Below are 18,358 nucleotides of genomic sequence, written 5' to 3' on the forward strand. Positions count from 1 at the left end.
TCTGTTCTTTGGTGCTCTTGCTGCCACAACTCTTTTTACAAATCATCCTAAAATTTTAACATTATTGTAGTTGAGTTGTTTTCTATAGAAGAGATTTTAATATCTACTTTATACTTTTGACAAACTCTTTTAACTATATCTAGTCCAATTCCAAAACCACCTTCATGCTCGTTGGCTCTATAAAATCTATCAAAAATTTTATTTTGAAGCTCTTTTTTTATACCGACACCGTTATCGCTGATAATAAACTCATTTGTCTTTAATTTTAGCTCGATTTTTCCGCCATGTTTATTGTATTTGATTGCATTTGAGAGCAAGTTACTAAATAATCTTTGAGCGCTCATCTCATCAATGATAAAATATGTATCCTCAATCTCTTTATTTATTGTAAGTGATTTTTTTAATGCCAAATCTTCATAGAGAGTAAGCTCATTTTCTAAAATCTCTTTTAGATTTACTCTCTTTGCCTCTTCATTTTTATTTTCTAAAAGCAGATATGTCAAATCCGAATAAATTTTTTGAACTCTTTTTGAGCTTATTTGAACTCTTTTTAAAATCTTCTCATCAATATTCTCTTTTTTTAGTCTATCAATACTCATTAAAATAGCCGTTATAGGCGTATTTAACTCATGAGTCGAATCTTTTATAAACTTATCTAGTTTTACCCTCTCGTTTTGTATCGGTTTTAAGAACATTTTTGTTAGAAAATAACCCACAACAACGATTAAGAGAACTGAAAATATAGCTATTATAAGTGTACTTTGTATTAGTTTTAAAATCTCATTATTGGCATTTTTGCTTTTTAAAACAAGATATTTTACGCCATGATGAAGTTGAGGACTGAGATCTACGAAATAATCAAATTTCTCATCTTCGTAAAAACCCTGTTTGAACTCTATTGAGCCAAGCTCTTGACCGTATATAAGAACTTTATCTGCATTATAAAGCGTTATCTCATATCCATTTACATCATCAATTCTAAGAGGCTCTGAGCGCATATATGAAGCTATTATTTTAGAAGAGATATTAAGAGCAATATTTTGCATCTTCTCTTTTTTCATAGATATTATCTTTGAAGATTCATAACCGTAAAAGCTAAAAGCAATAAAAATAATTAAAAATATAGACGAACTTAAATAAAGTCCCAAAAAACCGTAAAGCGACTTTTTTTCACTAGATGTTAACTCTATAGCCGACTCCTTTGAGCGTAATTATAAAATCTTTGCCAAGATGTATTCTAATATTTTTTATGTGCGTTCTTAGCGTTGCATCGGTAGGGATTTCGCCATCCATCCAAATATTTGCAACAAGCTCGTCATGAGAAATAATTTTATCTTTTTGTGATAAAAAATATTTAATAATTTGAAAATCTTTTTTGGATAGTTTTGTTCTTTTGCCCTCTTTTACAAGCTCGTAAGTAAGTTTGTCAAGATAGGTTTTATCATCTATTAAAATTTGAGTATTGCCTAAATTATTCACTTTTATAAGATAATTTATCCTTGCATCAAGCTCTACTAAATCAAACGGTTTTTTGAGATAGTCGTCACACCCCAAATCAAAACCCTTTTTTAAGTCATCTGCAGAGTCAAGCGAGGTTATAAAAATAGTCGGTACATGTACATGTTGCTCTTTTAGAAGTTTTAACAGTTCAAAACCGTTTAAGAGCGGTACATTGACATCAAATAGCATTAAATCATACCCGTTTTTCATTATCTTCTCATACGCATCTTCACCGTCATAAACAGATGAAACTTCATAACCTTTTTCACTTAAGTGCTCACTTAGTATCTCTGATAAGATTACATCATCTTCTAATAATAAAATTTTCATTTTATCATTCTACTCTCTTTTTCTTATAGAATATAAAAGAGGAATTATAAGAAGCGTTAAAACGGCGGAAGTTACTATCCCGCCTATCATAGGTGCGGCGATTCTCTGCATTACTTCACTTCCAACACCGTGTATATACATAATCGGAATAAGACCGCCGAGTATTGCAAAAACGGTCATAAGTTTTGGTCTTAATCGCCCTGCCGAACCTCTGATAATTGCTTCTTCATGTGTGGATATATTCTCCTCTATAGCCTCTTCAAGATAGATAACCATAACAATAGCCGTCTCGGCTGCGATTCCAAGAAGTGCCAAGAAGCCTACTATTACTGCAACTGAGAGATTAAATCCAAGATAGTCTATATATAAAAGTCCGCCAAGGACGGCAAAAGGCAAGGTTAAAAAAACTATAAGCGAATTCACTACGTCCTTTAAAGCAAAATAGATTAATACGAATATACTTAAAATAACTATCGGGACAATATAGCTTAGTCTCTCTTTTGCAGACTCAAGATATTCGCTCTGTCCTGCAAACTCATAGTAGTACCCTTTTGGAATATCAATGCTTTGTAGAAGATTTTTAGCTGCACTCTTATACTCATCCACGCTTACATCACTTTTAGGCGTTATATAAACAAATGAAACTTTCATCCCTTTTTCGCTTTTTATAACGCTAGCCCCCTCCGTGTATTTTATATCTGCAAACATGCTAATAGGCAAAAACCCTGACTTTGTTTTAACCTTCAACTCTTTTATCTTCTCTATACTGTCTCTTTGATTTGAATCAACCCTTAGCGATATTGGATGGCGTTTAAGACCGTCTATAAAAGTAGTGACTCCCAGTCCGCCGACACCAAGCGAAATGGTGTCAAGTATCATCTGTTTTGAGAGAGCATATCTTGAGAGTTCTTCTTGTTTTATGTTGATATCCAAATAGTATCCGCTGTTTGACTTATCGGCAGAGACACTTAAAGTTAACGGCAGAGTTTTTAGTTTCTGCTCTATCTGCGAAGATATCTCCTCTAAGACCTTATTGTTATCTCCGTAAAGTTTTATACCAAGGGGCGTGCGAATTCCTGTTAATAACATGTCGATTCTGCCTCTAATGGGGTATGTCCAAGAGTTTATCAAACCTTTTACTTTAAGTGCCGCTTCCATCTCCTGCATTAGTTTTTCATAAGTCATCCCCTCTCTCCAAAGAGATTTGTCCCTAAAGGTTATGATAGTCTCTATCATGGCAAGAGGTGCCGGATCCGTTGCACTGTTTGCACGACCTGCTTTCCCAAAAACGGTATCAACTTCGGGAAAGCTTTTTATGATTTTATTTGTCTGCTGAGTAAGTTCATATGCGAGTTCGATACTTATACCATAAGGCGTTACAGGCATATACATAAAATCCTGCTCGTTTAGCTGTGGCATAAATTCCCATTTTTGAGCATTATAAAGAGGGTACATGTAAGCTATGGCAACTACTGCTAAAACTATAATTAGATATTTGATTTTTAAAAAGAGTTTTAATACGGGAGTATATAAAAATGTAAAAAATCTGTTTATATAATTCTCTTCCTCTTTTTTTATATCTCCTTTTATAAAAAGTATCATCAAAACAGGAACTAATGTTATAGATAGCAAAGCACCGATTAACATGGCAAATGTTTTTGTATAAGCTAATGGCGAAAAGAGTCTTGCTTCTTGACCCTCAAGTGCGAATATTGGCAAAAATGAGACGACTATAAGTATGAGAGCAAAAAATATCGGGCGACCGACCTGTTTTGAGGACTCTACAATAATCTCAATTCTGCTTTTAGTTCCGTCACTCTTGCTAAGATGTTTATGTGCATTCTCTATCATAACTATAGAAGCGTCAACCATAGCCCCGATAGCTATGGCGATACCTCCTAAACTCATAATATTTGAGCCTATATCAAAAAGCGTCATAAGCCAAAAACTAAGAAGTACGGTTAAAGGAAGTATTATCACGACTACCAAAGCACTTCTAAAGTGAAACAGAAACAAAGCGGTAATTATGATGACGATAATAGACTCTTCTATAAGTGTATTTTTTAACGTATCTATCGCTTTATCTATCAGTTTACTTCTGTCATAAGTAGTTACTATTTCAACATCAGCACTCTTTAGCGACTCTATTTTAGCTTTAATTTTTTGAATTACGTCATAAGGATTCTCTTTATAACGCACTAAAACTATACCGCCTACTACTTCGCCCTCTCCGTTAAACTCTGCAACTCCGCGTCTTGGCGATGGAACTAAGGAAACCTCGCCGATATCTTTTAACTTTATAGGTGTTACGCCTCTTACTTTTAGCGTTATATTTTCAATATCTTCTGTACTTGTTGCATATCCGTGGGCTTGAATAATTTTTTCATAACCGTTATCCAAAAGCACACCGCCGCCCTTGTCCTGATTATTTTTTTTAAGCGCATTGGTTATCTCGTCTATGCCTATGCCGTATTTAACCATTTTGTCTTGGTCTATCAACAGCTGATAATTTTTTATAAACCCGCCTACAGCTGCAACTTCACTAACACCGTCAACTCCCAAAAGACCATATTTTAAATAGTAATCCTGATAATCTCTTAGCTCGGAGAGGTTTAGTTTATTTGATTTTAATATATACTGATACGCCCAGCCTACGCCCGTTGCATCGGGCCCCATGCTCACTTTTGCACCGCTTGGAAGTGTAGGCAGAATGGATGAAAGCTGCTCTAAAATCCTGCTTCTTGCGCTGTAAATATCCATATTATCTTTAAAAATAATATAAACAAGTCCGTTTTCAAAACTGCTCATCGCCCTGATAGTTTTGATATTGGGCAGTGACATCAAAGAGCTAATAAGCGGATAAGAGACCTGCTCTTCTATGATTTTTGGAGACTGTCCAGCATATGAGACTTGAAGTATAACTTGCGGAGGAGAAAGATCAGGAAGTGCATCAAGCGAAATATTTTTGAGACTAAATATGCTAAGAGCCGTTAAAATTGCCGATAGCATGAGAACTAAAAATATATTTTTTGAGCTAAACTCTATGACTTTTTCAATCATCTTCTTACCACTTTTCACTCATGTAAGAGCCGTTGGTAACAGCGTCGCTATCAAGCAAGAAGAGTGCATTTTGTGCAACCTCGGTTGTCTCGTCTATGCCGCCTAAAATCTGATAATATCCGCCGATATAATTAACTTCCACCTCTTGCGGCTCATATTCACTAGAAGAAGTTTTTATAAATACGTAAAATTTATCGCCTCTTTTTATAACGGCATTTTTTGGAAGAGTAAGAGCTGAGTCTGCTGTTTTGTTAAAACTCACTTTTGCAAACATGTCAGGCAAAATATTACTATTTGAATTATCCAAATCCACTCTAACGTCAAACGTCAAATCCTCTTTGTTTATCTTAGAGTATATTTTACTGACTCTTGCCTCAATCGGCTTATCAAACCCCTCTATCTCTACGGAAGCACTCATCCCCTGTTTAATAAACTCATAATCCTTTTGATATACCTTTGCAATAACCCACATATTAGAGTTATCGACAATTTTTAAAAGAGTAGAACCTGCTTTTGCAAAAGAGCCTTCAGTGACATTTTTTTGAATAATCTCTCCGCTAAACTTGCTCTTAAAAGGTATTGTTGAGCCACTTGTGGATATTGCACTCTCATCAAGCTCATAAAGTTTTAACTTCTCTAAAATAGTAGCATGAAGAGCTGGAAAATTTTTAGTAGAGTCAAGCTCTTTTTTTAGCGTATATATCTCTTTTGAGTAGATATCAAAAAGCTTATCTCCTTTTTTTATCCTCTTATAAAGCTCATCGGCTTTTAAGTTTTCTACAAAACCGTCAAATCTTATGTTAATGTCATAGACTTTGCTCTCGTTATAAGAGGTTGTGGCATAGTAGGTTTTGGATATTTTTTGTATCTGCATCTTTGGCTTTATAGTGTTTATGTTAAAAGCCTGCTCAAATGTTTTAGAATCTGCCAACGTAAGGGTTAAAAGTATTAAAAATAAAATTTTCATCATAAACTCTCTTTAGTAAGGTAAAAAAGCTCAAAAAGAGCAGTTTTTATATCCAATTTGTATTTTAATTTCTCTATCTCTAAGTCAAGAAGCAGATTTTCGTTCTCTATATTTTTTTCAAGCATAACACTATTTTTGATATTTGATTTGTCATACGCATTTAACTCTTTGTATTTTTCCAACATAACATCAAGATTTTTTACTCTGGTGCTTAAGTACTCCACTTGTTTATGGTTATTTTCAAAAAGCATATCTGCCTTTTGCATGTAGTTTTCCTCTGTTTGAATATTTTCTGAAATAAGGTGTTGTGTTTTTTTAACTTTCGCATCTTCTATTCCGTAAATAGGAAGCGCAAAAGAAGCCCAGAGTGAGAGGTAGTCATCAAATTTCTCACGATGGTTGTAGCTTACATTTAGACTTATATTTGAGTATTTTTTTCTCTCTTCAAGTCTTCTTTGAAGTTCTAGCTGTTTTGTTTTCACTTCAAATACTTTATATTTTGGAGATTTTTTTATCTCTTCTTGAAAAAACTCATCAGCTATTTCAGGACTTTTGACAACAGTAAAATCCTGATTTGTCAAATATTTAAACTCATTTTTAAATGATTCTAACTTGTCTTTGAGTTCTAATATTTTATCTTCAACACCAAATATCTTCTTTTGAATCTCAACAACCACCTTAAACCCATCTACTACACTTATGCTGTTTTCATAGTATCCCAAAAGTGCCACTAGATTTGATTTTTTTTGCTCAAGCTTATCTATAATGGTATTAAAAGTTAAAATTCTCTCAACACTCAGTGCAGTTTTTTTATATAAATCCAACTTCAAATCTTCTAACTCATACTCTAAGACTAGAGTATCGGCTCTAAGTATTGCCTCTTTTAAATCAAGTTTGCCAAATGTTTCAAACTCTTGCGTTATACCTATAAACTGCGTTTGCATAGGTTCACTACCTCTTTTTAAAAAGTTCTCATTTAAGAGCAAATCATTTGCACCAATTGTTATAATAGGATTTTTGTAAGTAACTTCACTGTTAATTGTTTCGCGTGATGCCAAAATCCGCTCATACTTTGCCTGTAGTGTGGGAGAGTGTTTAAGTGCTTTTTCAAACACTTCGCTAAACTCTGCCCCAAAGCAGATAAGAGGTATGATAAGAAGAGTTGGCAACTTCATAATAAAACCTTAGTGGTTATGCGCAGAAGATGATTGACCCAAAGTTGCACTACCTTTGTATTTGTAATCTTTGTTTTTGTCATCTTTAATGAAAAGCTGATATTGCCACGTACCATTCATAGCAAAATTTACACTACACTCAAAATTATCACCTGTTTTTTTACAAATATCTTTTAACTCCATATAAGGCATTCCTGGCATCTCAGGCATAAAGAATTTAATGCGCACATCTTTTGCAATAACAACTTCGCCGCCATGCTCACCCTTATTTAACTCAACTTTGATTCTGTTTTCTCCCATACTTAAAACCTTATCGCTTGAGAGCATTACATGTAAATCACCTACTTTACCCATCTCCATAAAATTACCCGCAAAACACAGCGTTGATAACAATGCTACTGATATAAGTATTTTCTTCATTTTTAGACTCCATTTTTATATTTTTACAGAGTATATAACTTTTAATGTGTACTAAACGTGTAGTTTAAATCTTAACTTATTGTATACAAAACTCTGATATAATTTCACTAATGGGGCTGACCTGGTTTCGACGGGATCAAGTAGCTTCTAACTGCATGTCGGACTGAGCATTTCCGTTACGCGGCTCAACTTGCTTAAACGCAAACAATACAAATTATCGCCCAGCTTACGCAGTAGCATAAGTTTTACCCCTCCGCAAGGAGACGGGCTGCTTCACCTAGTGACTCTAGATAGCTAGGATTCGAAGTATAACCCCTATGTAGATATATTTTGCATTTGTCTCGAATGTAAAACGAACCTCAGAGGCTCGTCTTGTGTAGCTTTGCAAGTTGTGTGAAGCAAGATTAAACTTTAACAATTTTTCTAAACATGTAGACGTTAGGAGTAGCGTGGTTTCGGACTGGAGTTCGATCCTCCACAGCTCCACCAACTCAAACTCATTTCAAATTTTAACAACTCCTCAGCACTTATTTTGTATAATCTCCCATAAATTTTTCAAAAGGTATAACATGCGTGGTTATAAGATTTTTGCTGGTTCTGCTAGCGTTGAATTTGCAAAAGAGGTGTGTCAAATATTAGATGTTCCATTGGCTAAGGCTTCTGTAAAAAAGTTTAGCGATGGTGAAATTTCTGTTCAAATTGCGGAGAGTGTTCGTGGACGTGATGTATTTATCATCCAATCAACTGGCGCTCCATCGAACGACAACTTAATGGAACTTCTTATCATGACTGACGCTCTTCGCCGCTCATCTGCTTCAAGTATAACAGCTGTTGTACCTTACTATGGTTATGCAAGACAAGACCGTAAAGCTGCTCCTCGTGTTCCAATTACTGCAAGACTTGTAGCAGACATGTATGAAGCTGCTGGAATTGATAGAGTTGTAACGATAGATTTACATGCTGGGCAAATTCAAGGATTTTTCAACATTCCAGTTGATAACCTTTATGGTTCTGTAACTTTTGAGAATTACATCAGAAGCAAAAACCTAAAAAATCCTATTATCGCCTCACCAGATATTGGTGGCGTTGCAAGAGCAAGATACTTTGCACAAAGAATGGGACTTGATATGGTAATCGTTGATAAACGCCGTGAAAAAGCCAATGAGAGCGAAGTTATGAATATTATCGGTGATGTTGAGGGTAAAGATGTAATCATGATTGATGACATGGTTGACACTGCTGGAACTATGGTAAAAGCGGCAACTGCTCTAAAAAACAAGGGAGCTTCCTCTGTTATGGCATGTGCAACACATGCAGTACTTAGCGGAAAAGCTTATGAAAATATAGAAAACGGTGAATTAGATGAACTCATCATCACAAATACGCTAGAGTCAAAACCTCACAAAAAAATCATTGTTTTAACTGTTGCACCTCTTTTTGCAGAGGTTATCCGCAGGGTTTATCACAATGAGAGCGTAAATAGTCTTTTTGCGTAATTAAAGGAATTAATTGAAAAACATTAGAAATTTTTCTATCATCGCACATATCGACCATGGAAAAAGCACTTTGGCTGACCGCATTATTCAAGAGTGTGGCTCGGTAAGCGAGAGAGAACTTGGCAAACAGATGATGGACACTATGGACATCGAAAAAGAGCGTGGCATTACCATTAAAGCTCAAAGCGTAAGACTTGATTATGTTAAAGATGGTGAACACTATATCCTAAACCTCATCGACACTCCTGGCCATGTTGACTTCTCTTATGAGGTTAGCAAATCTCTTGCTTCAAGTGATGGCGCTCTCTTAATCGTTGATGCTGCCCAAGGTGTTGAAGCTCAAACAATCGCAAATGTTTATCTTGCCATGGAGAACAATTTAGAGCTTATCCCAGTTATAAACAAGATAGATTTACCAGCAGCAGACCCTATGAAAGTAGCAGAAGAGATAGAGACAAGTATCGGCATAGATGCTACAGATGCTGTTTTGGTATCTGCGAAAACTGGTGTTGGTATACGCGCACTTATAGATGCCATAGTAGATAGAATACCTGCTCCAGTAGGAGACCCAAAAGCTCCGACAAAAGCTATTATATATGATTCATGGTTTGACCCGTACTTGGGTGCTTTAGGTCTTGTTCGTGTTTTTGATGGCGAGATTAAAGTAAACCAACTTGTAAAAATTATGAGTAATGGCGAAGAGCATCAAGTTCTTGATTTGATGTATCCGCATCCGCTTAAACGTAAAAAGACTCCCGTTATAAAAACTGGAGAGATTGGCATAGTAGTACTGGGACTAAAAGAGGTACATGTTGTAAATGTCGGTGATACTATTACTGATGCTAAAAACCCTACGCGCGAACCTGTTGTAGAGTATGAACCAGCAAAGCCTTTTGTTTTTGCAGGAATATATCCGATAGATACTGACGAATTTGAAAATTTACGTGATGCGCTTGATAAGCTCAGACTAAATGACAGTTCTCTATCTTTTCAGCCAGAGACCTCTTTAGCTCTTGGTTTTGGTTTTCGTGTCGGATTTTTAGGTATGCTTCATATGGAAGTTGTAAAAGAGAGACTTGAGCGTGAGTTCAATCTTGATCTGATTGCTTCTGCGCCATCTGTTATTTACAAAGTTTATCTACACAACGGTGAAGAGATTCATGTTCACAATCCTTCAGAGTTGCCAGAAGTCAATCGTATAGATAGAATTGAAGAGCCATATATAAAAGCCACAGTTATTACTCCGAGTGAATATCTTGGAAATATAATAACTCTGCTTATAAATAAGCGTGGGATTCAAACAAAAATGACCTACCTTAATCAAGACAGAGTTATGCTTGAGTATGAAGTACCAATGAATGAAATTGTAATGGACTTCTATGACAAACTAAAATCAATCTCCAAAGGGTATGCAAGTTTTGATTATGAGCCGATTGAGTTTAGAGTTGGCGACCTTGTAAAACTTGACATAAAAGTAGCTGGAGAGGCAGTTGATGCACTAAGTATCGTTGTTCCTCGCAATCAAGCACTTCCACGTGGTCGTGTTTTAGTTAAAAACATGAAAGAGATTATACCTCGTCAACTTTTTGAAGTAGCCGTTCAAGCATCTTTAGGCTCTCAAGTTATAGCACGTGAGACTGTAAAGAGTATGGGCAAGAATGTTACTGCTAAGTGTTATGGTGGAGATATTACAAGAAAAAGAAAACTCTTAGAGAAACAAAAAGAGGGTAAAAAAAGAATGAAATCAATCGGAAAAGTGCAACTTCCTCAAGAGGCATTTATGTCTGTTTTGAAAATGGACTAAGAGAGAGTAAAATGCGCTGTTTGATGTGTGAAAACTTATCTTTTTCACATATCTGCAAAAACTGTCAGAACACGTTTCTGGCTCCCTCAATTTATAGAAGAAAAATCTTTGGAGATATAGAAGTTATCTCCTTTTATAAATATGATGATATAAAAAATCTTCTTCATACAAAACATACCGATTTAGGCTACTACATCTTTAAAATTTTGGCAAAAAACTCTCTTGCAAAGTTTGCCACCCAATTCTCATACGAACAACATATAATTTCACTAGCCATAGATGACACCTTAAGTTCTGGTTACTCACACACAGCCATTTTAAACAAAGCCCTAAAAAGCGACTTTATAGCACCAAAATTTAATAAACTAAGAGCCAAAAACAGAGTGAGTTACTCTGGAAAAAGCAGAGAGTTTAGGATGTTAAATCCTAGAAATTTTGAGTTTAAAAGTGTTCAAGGCAACGAGTTGATTTTAGTTGATGACATCGTAACAACTGGCTCAACTTTTACTCAAGCGATTACACTATTACAAGCCAACGGTAAAAATACTATTTTCTGTCTAGCCCTAGCTGATGCAAGTATAAAATAAGCAACTGCTATATATACTTATGTATATTTTAAGAATTGAAGGTCTGTTTTGAAGTTTATTGCCATTTTTTCTCTCTTAATCTCTATACTTGTTTCTGATGAAAATAACTTTAATGACCTTTTATCAAAATATCGTGAAGCAAATGAGCTTCATAAAGAGACTAAAGATGAAAAATCTGGACATGTTATAGTATTTTCACGCTCTGATTTGGACAAAATGCAAGCTTATACTCTTAGCGATGTACTAAAAACTGTTAAAATGTTTAGCATAAAAAACACTACATTTGGTTCGACTACTCTTGTAAAGAGTCCCTACTCTGAGAGCACAATGTCTTCTGTAAAAATATATATAAACTCTTATGAACTCACATCAATCACTTCTGGCACAGGTCTTGCACAGTTTGGAAAAATGGGACTTAACTTTATAGACCATATAGAAATTTATCAAGCCTCAAATGTAATTGCCTTTCACGGAGAGTCTGGAAATATGGTAATTAAACTATATACAAAAAATCCTTCTCGTGAAAATGCAACAGTTGTTCAACTCTCAACAGACTCAAAAGGCGGTACAAGAGGACAAGTTATAGACGCTCAAAGTTTTGATGAGTACTCATACTTGGCAAATGCTGATATAAGCAAAAACAACTATGACAAAGAGAGAAACAAAAATGGAAGCTCTCTCTCAAGGGATGGAGCCAGAGGTCAAGTCTACTTTAATTTTGAAAAGAAAAATGACTATCTCATTGAAGGTGGATCTGCGCATGAGGATTATGACCTTTTTAATGGATTTGGCAAGGCGATAGGGGATGGCTCACTTGTTGCGCAACACAGCTATCTCCAATTTACAAAATATCTGCCACAAAATACAGAGTTAATCTTTTCTACAACATACGAAACCTTAGATGTAAAAAATTCTGATTCTCTTGGGATAAGACTCTTTGATACTACTCAAACCAATGCACTAGATATAAAATCTGGTTCACTTACGTATGACTTACTTTTAAGAAAACGTGATACCTACGGAGATAATAATTTTTTATATGGTGCGCAAATAAAACAAAAAACCTTTTTTCTAGACTCTTTCAAGACTGATGGCATTGAAAAAGATATAGTTCTTGGTCCAAAAAACCTTGATATTTATATGCTTTTTTTAGAAGATACTTACGATATAAACAGCAACAATCAAATTACATTGGGTGCAAAAATTGACTATCTTAAAAATCATCTTACAAAATCAAGCAAACAAGATATTTTACGTCTTGCATATATCTCAAAACTCTCCAGTGAGTTCTCTTTAAAAACCTTTATTCAAAAAGGGTATGTTTATCCGATAATGACTCAAACAACCTTCTCCCCAGTCTACAACGCAAACCCAAATTTAAAAAGTTCCGATATTAAAGTTGCAAAAGCAGAGGTTGAGTACAAAAGAGATGCTCTAACGCTAACAGTTGGAGGTGGGGCTTCAAAATCAAAAAACGGTATTGTTTTTGATCATACACAAAATATGTATATCAACAATAGTCAAAGCTCTGATTTTTCACAAATATTTTTTAATGCACTTTATAAATTTGACTCTGAAAACAAAATATTTATGGAGTACTACGAAGCATTTAAAGAAAATGCCATGTTATCCTCAGATACTGGAGCCCTGCTTCAGCTCTATACAACAGTAGGAAGATTTGATATATATAATGAGCTTGTTTACAGATCTTCATACACTGGAATAGATGGGGTTTACGTAAAGAGCGGTTATGACTACACCGCTGGTATAATACACCACTATAACAAAAATATAGACATAAAACTAAAAGGCGAAAATATTTTTGACAAGGCGATTGAGACAAGTATCAATGGCGCAATGATTCCCGCTCTTGAGAGAAGAGTAATCTTAACTATGGAGTATACTTTTTAGATGAAGATATTTTTTCTATCTATTTTTTTAGCACTTTTTCTTTTTTCAAACGAAAATAAAGAGACTATACAAGTAGAGATTTTGGAAAACATATTTAAAAACATCTCCCTTGGCAAAAAGATAGTAATCTGGTCTGACAACAAAAAACTACTGCACGAATTTGATAACAAAGCCCATTTTTCAACAACTCAAAAGTGCCATATGGCTTCAATAATAGTGCTAGAAGATAAGAAAAATCTAAAAGAAGATTTTTGTGACAAAGCTATATTTGTGCTTAACTATGAGCTCTTAAAAGAGATTCCTAAAAGTTTTGGTTCAATGTTTTGGAAAAAAGGCAGACCAAATATAGTAATCATTGAGTCAAGAACTAAAGAGCAAAACATCTCAGTCTCAAATCAACTAGATATGTATCTTGAGGAAAAAATATGGTAAAGAGAAGAGAGTTAACAATATTTTTTCTACTCTTTATTCTTGGTCTTTTTTTAGCTTATACCTACAGCGATATCTTAAGGGCAAAAGAGAATATATTTGATAGAATTGAAAAACACAAAATAGAGCAAATCTCTTTTGTTTTAAAAAATTTACAAGAAGATATATACAAAAACAACCAAATAGTTACCAAAAATGATTTAGTCTCTTTTTTTGAAGAGAAAAAAAATAGAGAAAAGTATGAACATATTTTATCTATGATGCTCTCTTCCGATGTAAAATACTCCTATGTTTTATATAAAGATGATGAGAATAAATTTAGATTTTTGCTTGATGCCTCAAAAACAGACAAGGCAAATTTCAACCAAAAATTTGATATTGATTTAAAAGAGTACAATCTTGCCTATGCTACAAAAGAGCCTCAAACCGTAAAACAGAAAAATGTTGAAAATATTTATATAACTTATATCTATCCAATCATCAGTAACGGCGCTGTTATAGGGCTTTTCAACATAGATTTTACAACCGAGATAAAATCGATTATCCTAGAGTCGATAAAACCCTTAGAGGCTTTTTTTACAATACTTACAATCTTTATATTTATATTTATGGGCATAACGCTAGTGCAGATATTTCACTACTTTATTACAAAAAAGAAAATCTTTACAGACCCACTTACTAACACATTTAATAGAAACTACCTAGAAGAGATAGGGCATGTTATAGACCTTAAAAACTACTCCATAGCTATGCTTGATTTGGATAAATTTAAAGTTATTAACGATACGTATGGGCATAAAGCAGGAGATTATGTACTCTCTCATGTAAGCACAATCTTTAAAAAATCTATCAGGGACAGCGATATTTTAATTCGCTATGGAGGAGAGGAGTTTTTACTTCTTATCAACAATAGAGATAGTGAAAAACTAAAAATGACTATTTGCGAGAGAATAAGAGCTAATGTCGCTAAAGAGAACTTTTCATATGATGGAGATGATATAAAAGTAACGCTCTCTATCGGTATACATAAATACCCCTCACTTGAGAAAAACCTTCAAGAGGCTATAAAAATAGCTGATAAAATGCTCTATGAAGCAAAAAGAAGTGGCAGAAACAGAGTTGTTGTTTATGATGAGAAGCTAAACAGCCACTCTTCATCATCATCCTCTTCAAAATATTTAAGCTTTGTAAAAGAGGCTCTTGCTGAAGATAGAGTCACATGTCATTATCAACCAATTTATAGCCATCATACTGGAGAGATATTTAAGTATGAAGCGCTTGTTCGTATTATTTCTAAAGATGGAAAAGTTATTATGCCTATGAGCTTTATGCCACAAATAAAGCTTACAAATGTACACTATAAACTTACACAAAGAGTTTTATCTACTGTTTTTGATAAATTTAAAGATAACCAAAAACTTGTAAGTATAAATATAAATTTCTCAGATTTAATTCATCCAGATATTGAAGATAGTATAGTAAAAGCACTAAAATCAAACCATAATTTAGCTTCTAGAGTAACTTTTGAGATACTTGAGAGTGATGAGATTGAAAATATTGAACTCTTCAAACAGAAGATTCATCTTCTTCACTCACTCAAAGCAAAAGTATCTATTGATGATTTTGGAAGTGGCTATTCAAACTTTAAAAGCGTTATAGACATTGAAGCAAATTTCTTAAAGATTGATGGCTCTTTGATAAAAAATATAGATATAAACAGTAAAGATTTTAAAGTAGTAAAGAGTATTGTCCACTTTGCCGCTCAAAGCAATATGCAGACAATCGCTGAGTTTGTTCACTCTAAAGAGGTCTACGAGAAGCTTCTGCTCTTAGATATAGATTATATGCAAGGTTACTATATCTCTAAGCCAGAGCCTCATTTAGTCTTAAAAGAGGAACTTTTTAAAACAGTTTCTTAAATAGTTTATCAATTTTCTCTACTACTTTTTTACCTGTCTCAGATTTTAAAAACTTCTCCAAATCTATACTCACTTTTGGAGAGTTTATATCTCCGTTTAGATTTGCATTAACAGTGTCATTTTTTATAACAATAGTCAAATCAGAGTTCATTTGATTTGTTTTTGTATTTAGTTTTGTATCTTTAGTTTTGATAGATGTCTCTTTTGAGCGCATATCAAGAGAAGCCAAGATATTCTCTTTGTTGATGTTCGCACCAACTTTTCCATTAAAGTTTTCTCTATACATATCAACTTTTGTAAACTGTTTGATTAAGTCAAATGTCTGATTTTTTGCAAACACTGCATTTATAATATCGCCATCAAAAACACCTTTGCTTTGCGCTAGGTTGTAATTTACCTTCGCATTTAATGTAGCATCAACTACCTCTGGGTGCATTAACATATATAGAAGTTTGGTTGTCTTTATATCACTTAAATTTGCACTAAAGTCATCATTATGAAGTTTGGCATCCAGCTTTCCACCAGATACGTTTGAGAAAAGCGTAAAATCTAAATCTTTGGTTTTAGATAGTTCTCCCTTTGCTGCGAATGCACCTCTCATATGCTGATTTGTCACAAAATATAAACTATTTAAATCACTTATATCAACCACATAGTCGCTCTTAAGTGAGCCATCTTTTATATTAAACTTAGCGCTTTTTATATCAAGATTTGCAAGGTTTGAGTTAAAATCTACCTTTGTATCAGCAACACCATCCTTTAAGACAGTGGTAGTCTGAGCATTAAATGTGCTCTTTGGCATAAGTGATGAGAACGCATACTCTTTACTTAGATAAGCAGAATCAAACACTCCATTTGCAATAGAACTCTTTACTTCGCCCTTAAGTGAGTCTACTCTTGCATCGCTAATATCTGCTTCCGCTGAGAAAAGCGCATCCGCATAATGTGGCTGTTTTATCATATATAGAAGTTTTGCAACATCAAGATTGGTAATTTTTGCTCTTAGCGATGTTGGTGAAAAATCTTTGAGCAAAGCCTCGATAGTAGTTTGTGAAGATGCTACATCACTGTTTGCACGAACTACCAGCTTCTCTTTATCTCCGCTTAGCGTTCCATTTAACTTTAGTGCCCCTCTGATGTCTGCACCCGTGATAGGTTTTAGTACTTCCAAATCTTTTATATCAAGTGCGTACTTCAAATCAGCCTTAAATGGCTCTGGAATAAGCTTTCCTGAGCTCTCTATCTTGAAAAGATTTGATGCTAAATCATAGCTATACTCTAAATCATCACCTTTGAGTTTTGCATCAAGGTTCATATTAAAAGATGTTTTTGGAATCGTTACATTAAAGTCACTCTTCATAAACTCTGGATTTATAGTTCCATTTTTAGTAGAGAGCTTTATCTCTCCATCAAGCTTGTGAGGAGTTATATTTTTAAGATTTATATCGAGATTAATATCTGCCGTTGCGTATGGATTTTTAGCGCCAAGATAGAGCAGTGACGCAAGAGAAGCATTTTTCATATTTGCAATAATTGAAGTTGGATTTAAATCACTAAGTTCAACGCTATAAGATGTATCACCCTCCCCCACACTGCTTTTTCCATCTATCTTCATAAAAGCTAAATCACCTTTTATAGTACCATCTGTGTTAAATGCTCCATTTAGTGGCATATTTAAAATCGGCTCTAACGCTTTTAGGTTTTTAAAATTTATCTCATAGCTAACATCAAATGACTTTGCAAAGATAGAGTAACCGCCTTTTGCAATTATCAAATTGCCTTTATCAAGCTCTAGTACTATCTCAAAATCACTCATACTAAGCGAGAAAGTCTCTAACTTACTATCCACTTTTGTCTGCTCTTGTATCTTTGCCTCTACCATAGGCTTAAGTAAAGCATTTCCAACTGGTGTAAAGGCAACTATATATAGAGTTACGACCAAAAAGGCTAGAAAAGCGCCTATCCAAGCTAAATATTTCATACTATCTCCAATAATTTTATATTTCTAATAATACTATATAATTATATATCGTTAGTAACTTGAAACTTGATAACGATAGACTAAAGTTTATTGATGCTATATATTTAGCTTTTACTTGACATTGTTACACTCAATATGTATAATTGTGCTATCTTTTAAAAAGGAGTAATTTAACAGCTATGTCACAAGAAAATAAAGAAGAGCTTCAAAGTGAAACTCAAGTAACAAAAGAGGAGACTCCACAAACAAGCGAAGCTGCCGCAGAAGCAGAGGCTATCGTAAATGAGTTTGACCTTTTGCAAGAGGAGTTGACTTCTCTAAAAGATACGTATGCAAGAGTACATGCGGATTTTGACAACATCAAAAAGAGATTAGAGAGAGAGAAATATACAGCAGTAGAGTATGCAAATGAGAAGTTTGCAAAAGATATGATTCCAGTTATGGACGCTCTGCATATGGCCATCTCATCTTCTGCATCAATTGTAGATTCTGCAGAGCATCTTGAAAAGTTAAAAGAGGGCATTGAGCTAACTCTAAAACAACTTAGCACGGCGCTAGAGAGACATGGAGTAACTATGGTTGCACACGACGCACCATTTGATCCAAATATTCACAATGCTATACAAAGTGTTGATAGTGATACAGTAGAGAGCGGACAAATCGTTCAAACTTTCCAAACTGGATATAAGTATAAAGAACGTCCTTTGCGTGAAGCAATGGTAGTTGTAGCGAATTAACATTCGTTAATATAATTGTATATAAAATTAAATTAAGGACAA

At 34.3% G+C, this 18,358-nt stretch carries 14 protein-coding genes and 1 other RNA gene; 8 read left to right on the forward strand and 7 right to left on the reverse strand.

What is annotated here, in order from left to right:
- Nucleotides 1-47 precede the first annotated feature (47 nt).
- From AC6H33_RS08735 to AC6H33_RS08760, 6 genes are all read right to left on the reverse strand, one after another.
- On the reverse strand, nt 48-1,061 hold the full coding sequence (locus AC6H33_RS08735; protein WP_497604499.1) for a sensor histidine kinase: 1,014 nt from the start codon (nt 1,059-1,061) through the stop codon (nt 48-50).
- 112 nt (nt 1,062-1,173) lie between these two features.
- The gene (locus AC6H33_RS08740; protein ID WP_497604500.1) at nt 1,174-1,830 is read right to left on the reverse strand and encodes a response regulator transcription factor; all 657 of its coding nucleotides are present in this window, start codon (nt 1,828-1,830) and stop codon (nt 1,174-1,176) included.
- A 9-nt stretch (nt 1,831-1,839) separates the two neighbouring features.
- Entirely contained in the window at nt 1,840-4,890 is a 3,051-nt protein-coding gene (locus tag AC6H33_RS08745; protein WP_497604501.1) for an efflux RND transporter permease subunit, read from the reverse strand.
- A gap of 4 nt (nt 4,891-4,894) precedes the next feature.
- Nucleotides 4,895-5,860: a hypothetical protein gene (locus AC6H33_RS08750; RefSeq protein WP_497604502.1), complete on the reverse strand. Its 966-nt coding sequence runs from the start codon at nt 5,858-5,860 to the stop codon at nt 4,895-4,897.
- The gene (locus AC6H33_RS08755) at nt 5,857-7,032 is read right to left on the reverse strand and encodes a TolC family protein (RefSeq protein ID WP_497604503.1); all 1,176 of its coding nucleotides are present in this window, start codon (nt 7,030-7,032) and stop codon (nt 5,857-5,859) included. The genes AC6H33_RS08750 and AC6H33_RS08755 overlap by 4 nt, the downstream gene beginning before the upstream one ends.
- Before the next feature lie 9 nt (nt 7,033-7,041).
- Entirely contained in the window at nt 7,042-7,452 is a 411-nt protein-coding gene (locus AC6H33_RS08760) for a FixH family protein (protein ID WP_497604504.1), read from the reverse strand.
- Nucleotides 7,453-7,564: 112 nt separating this feature from the next.
- Here AC6H33_RS08760 and ssrA point away from each other — a divergent pair.
- The 7 genes from ssrA to AC6H33_RS08795 all read left to right on the forward strand — a co-directional run bounded on the left by ssrA (nt 7,565) and on the right by AC6H33_RS08795 (nt 15,598).
- Nucleotides 7,565-7,941, forward strand: a transfer-messenger RNA (tmRNA) gene (gene ssrA / locus AC6H33_RS08765).
- Nucleotides 7,942-8,021: 80 nt separating this feature from the next.
- Nucleotides 8,022-8,948: a ribose-phosphate pyrophosphokinase gene (locus tag AC6H33_RS08770; RefSeq protein ID WP_497604505.1), complete on the forward strand. Its 927-nt coding sequence runs from the start codon at nt 8,022-8,024 to the stop codon at nt 8,946-8,948.
- Between the two features lie 13 nt (nt 8,949-8,961).
- Nucleotides 8,962-10,752, forward strand: a complete 1,791-nt coding sequence (gene lepA, locus AC6H33_RS08775; protein WP_497604506.1) for a translation elongation factor 4 — start codon at nt 8,962-8,964, stop codon at nt 10,750-10,752.
- Between the two features lie 11 nt (nt 10,753-10,763).
- Nucleotides 10,764-11,339, forward strand: coding sequence for a ComF family protein (locus AC6H33_RS08780; protein WP_497604507.1), 576 nt, complete (start codon nt 10,764-10,766; stop codon nt 11,337-11,339).
- Nucleotides 11,340-11,387: 48 nt separating this feature from the next.
- A complete protein-coding gene (locus AC6H33_RS08785) occupies nt 11,388-13,250 on the forward strand; it encodes a TonB-dependent receptor (RefSeq protein ID WP_497604508.1) in 1,863 nt (620 codons plus the stop codon).
- Complete coding sequence (locus tag AC6H33_RS08790) at nt 13,251-13,682, forward strand: hypothetical protein (protein WP_497604509.1); 432 nt, start codon at nt 13,251-13,253, stop codon at nt 13,680-13,682.
- Nucleotides 13,676-15,598 (forward strand): EAL domain-containing protein, encoded by a 1,923-nt coding sequence (locus AC6H33_RS08795; protein ID WP_497604510.1) that lies wholly within the window; start codon nt 13,676-13,678, stop codon nt 15,596-15,598. Before AC6H33_RS08790 ends, AC6H33_RS08795 begins: the two co-directional genes overlap by 7 nt.
- On the opposite strand, the gene AC6H33_RS08800 is transcribed toward AC6H33_RS08795, so the two are convergent.
- Nucleotides 15,582-17,579, reverse strand: coding sequence for an AsmA family protein (locus tag AC6H33_RS08800; protein ID WP_497604511.1), 1,998 nt, complete (start codon nt 17,577-17,579; stop codon nt 15,582-15,584). The genes AC6H33_RS08795 and AC6H33_RS08800 overlap by 17 nt on opposite strands.
- 179 nt (nt 17,580-17,758) lie before the next feature.
- Here AC6H33_RS08800 and grpE point away from each other — a divergent pair, with 179 nt between their 5' ends.
- A complete protein-coding gene (grpE, locus tag AC6H33_RS08805) occupies nt 17,759-18,316 on the forward strand; it encodes a nucleotide exchange factor GrpE (RefSeq protein ID WP_497604512.1) in 558 nt (185 codons plus the stop codon).
- Nucleotides 18,317-18,358 lie beyond the last annotated feature (42 nt).

It is taken from the genome of Sulfurimonas limnophila (genome assembly GCF_059705345.1).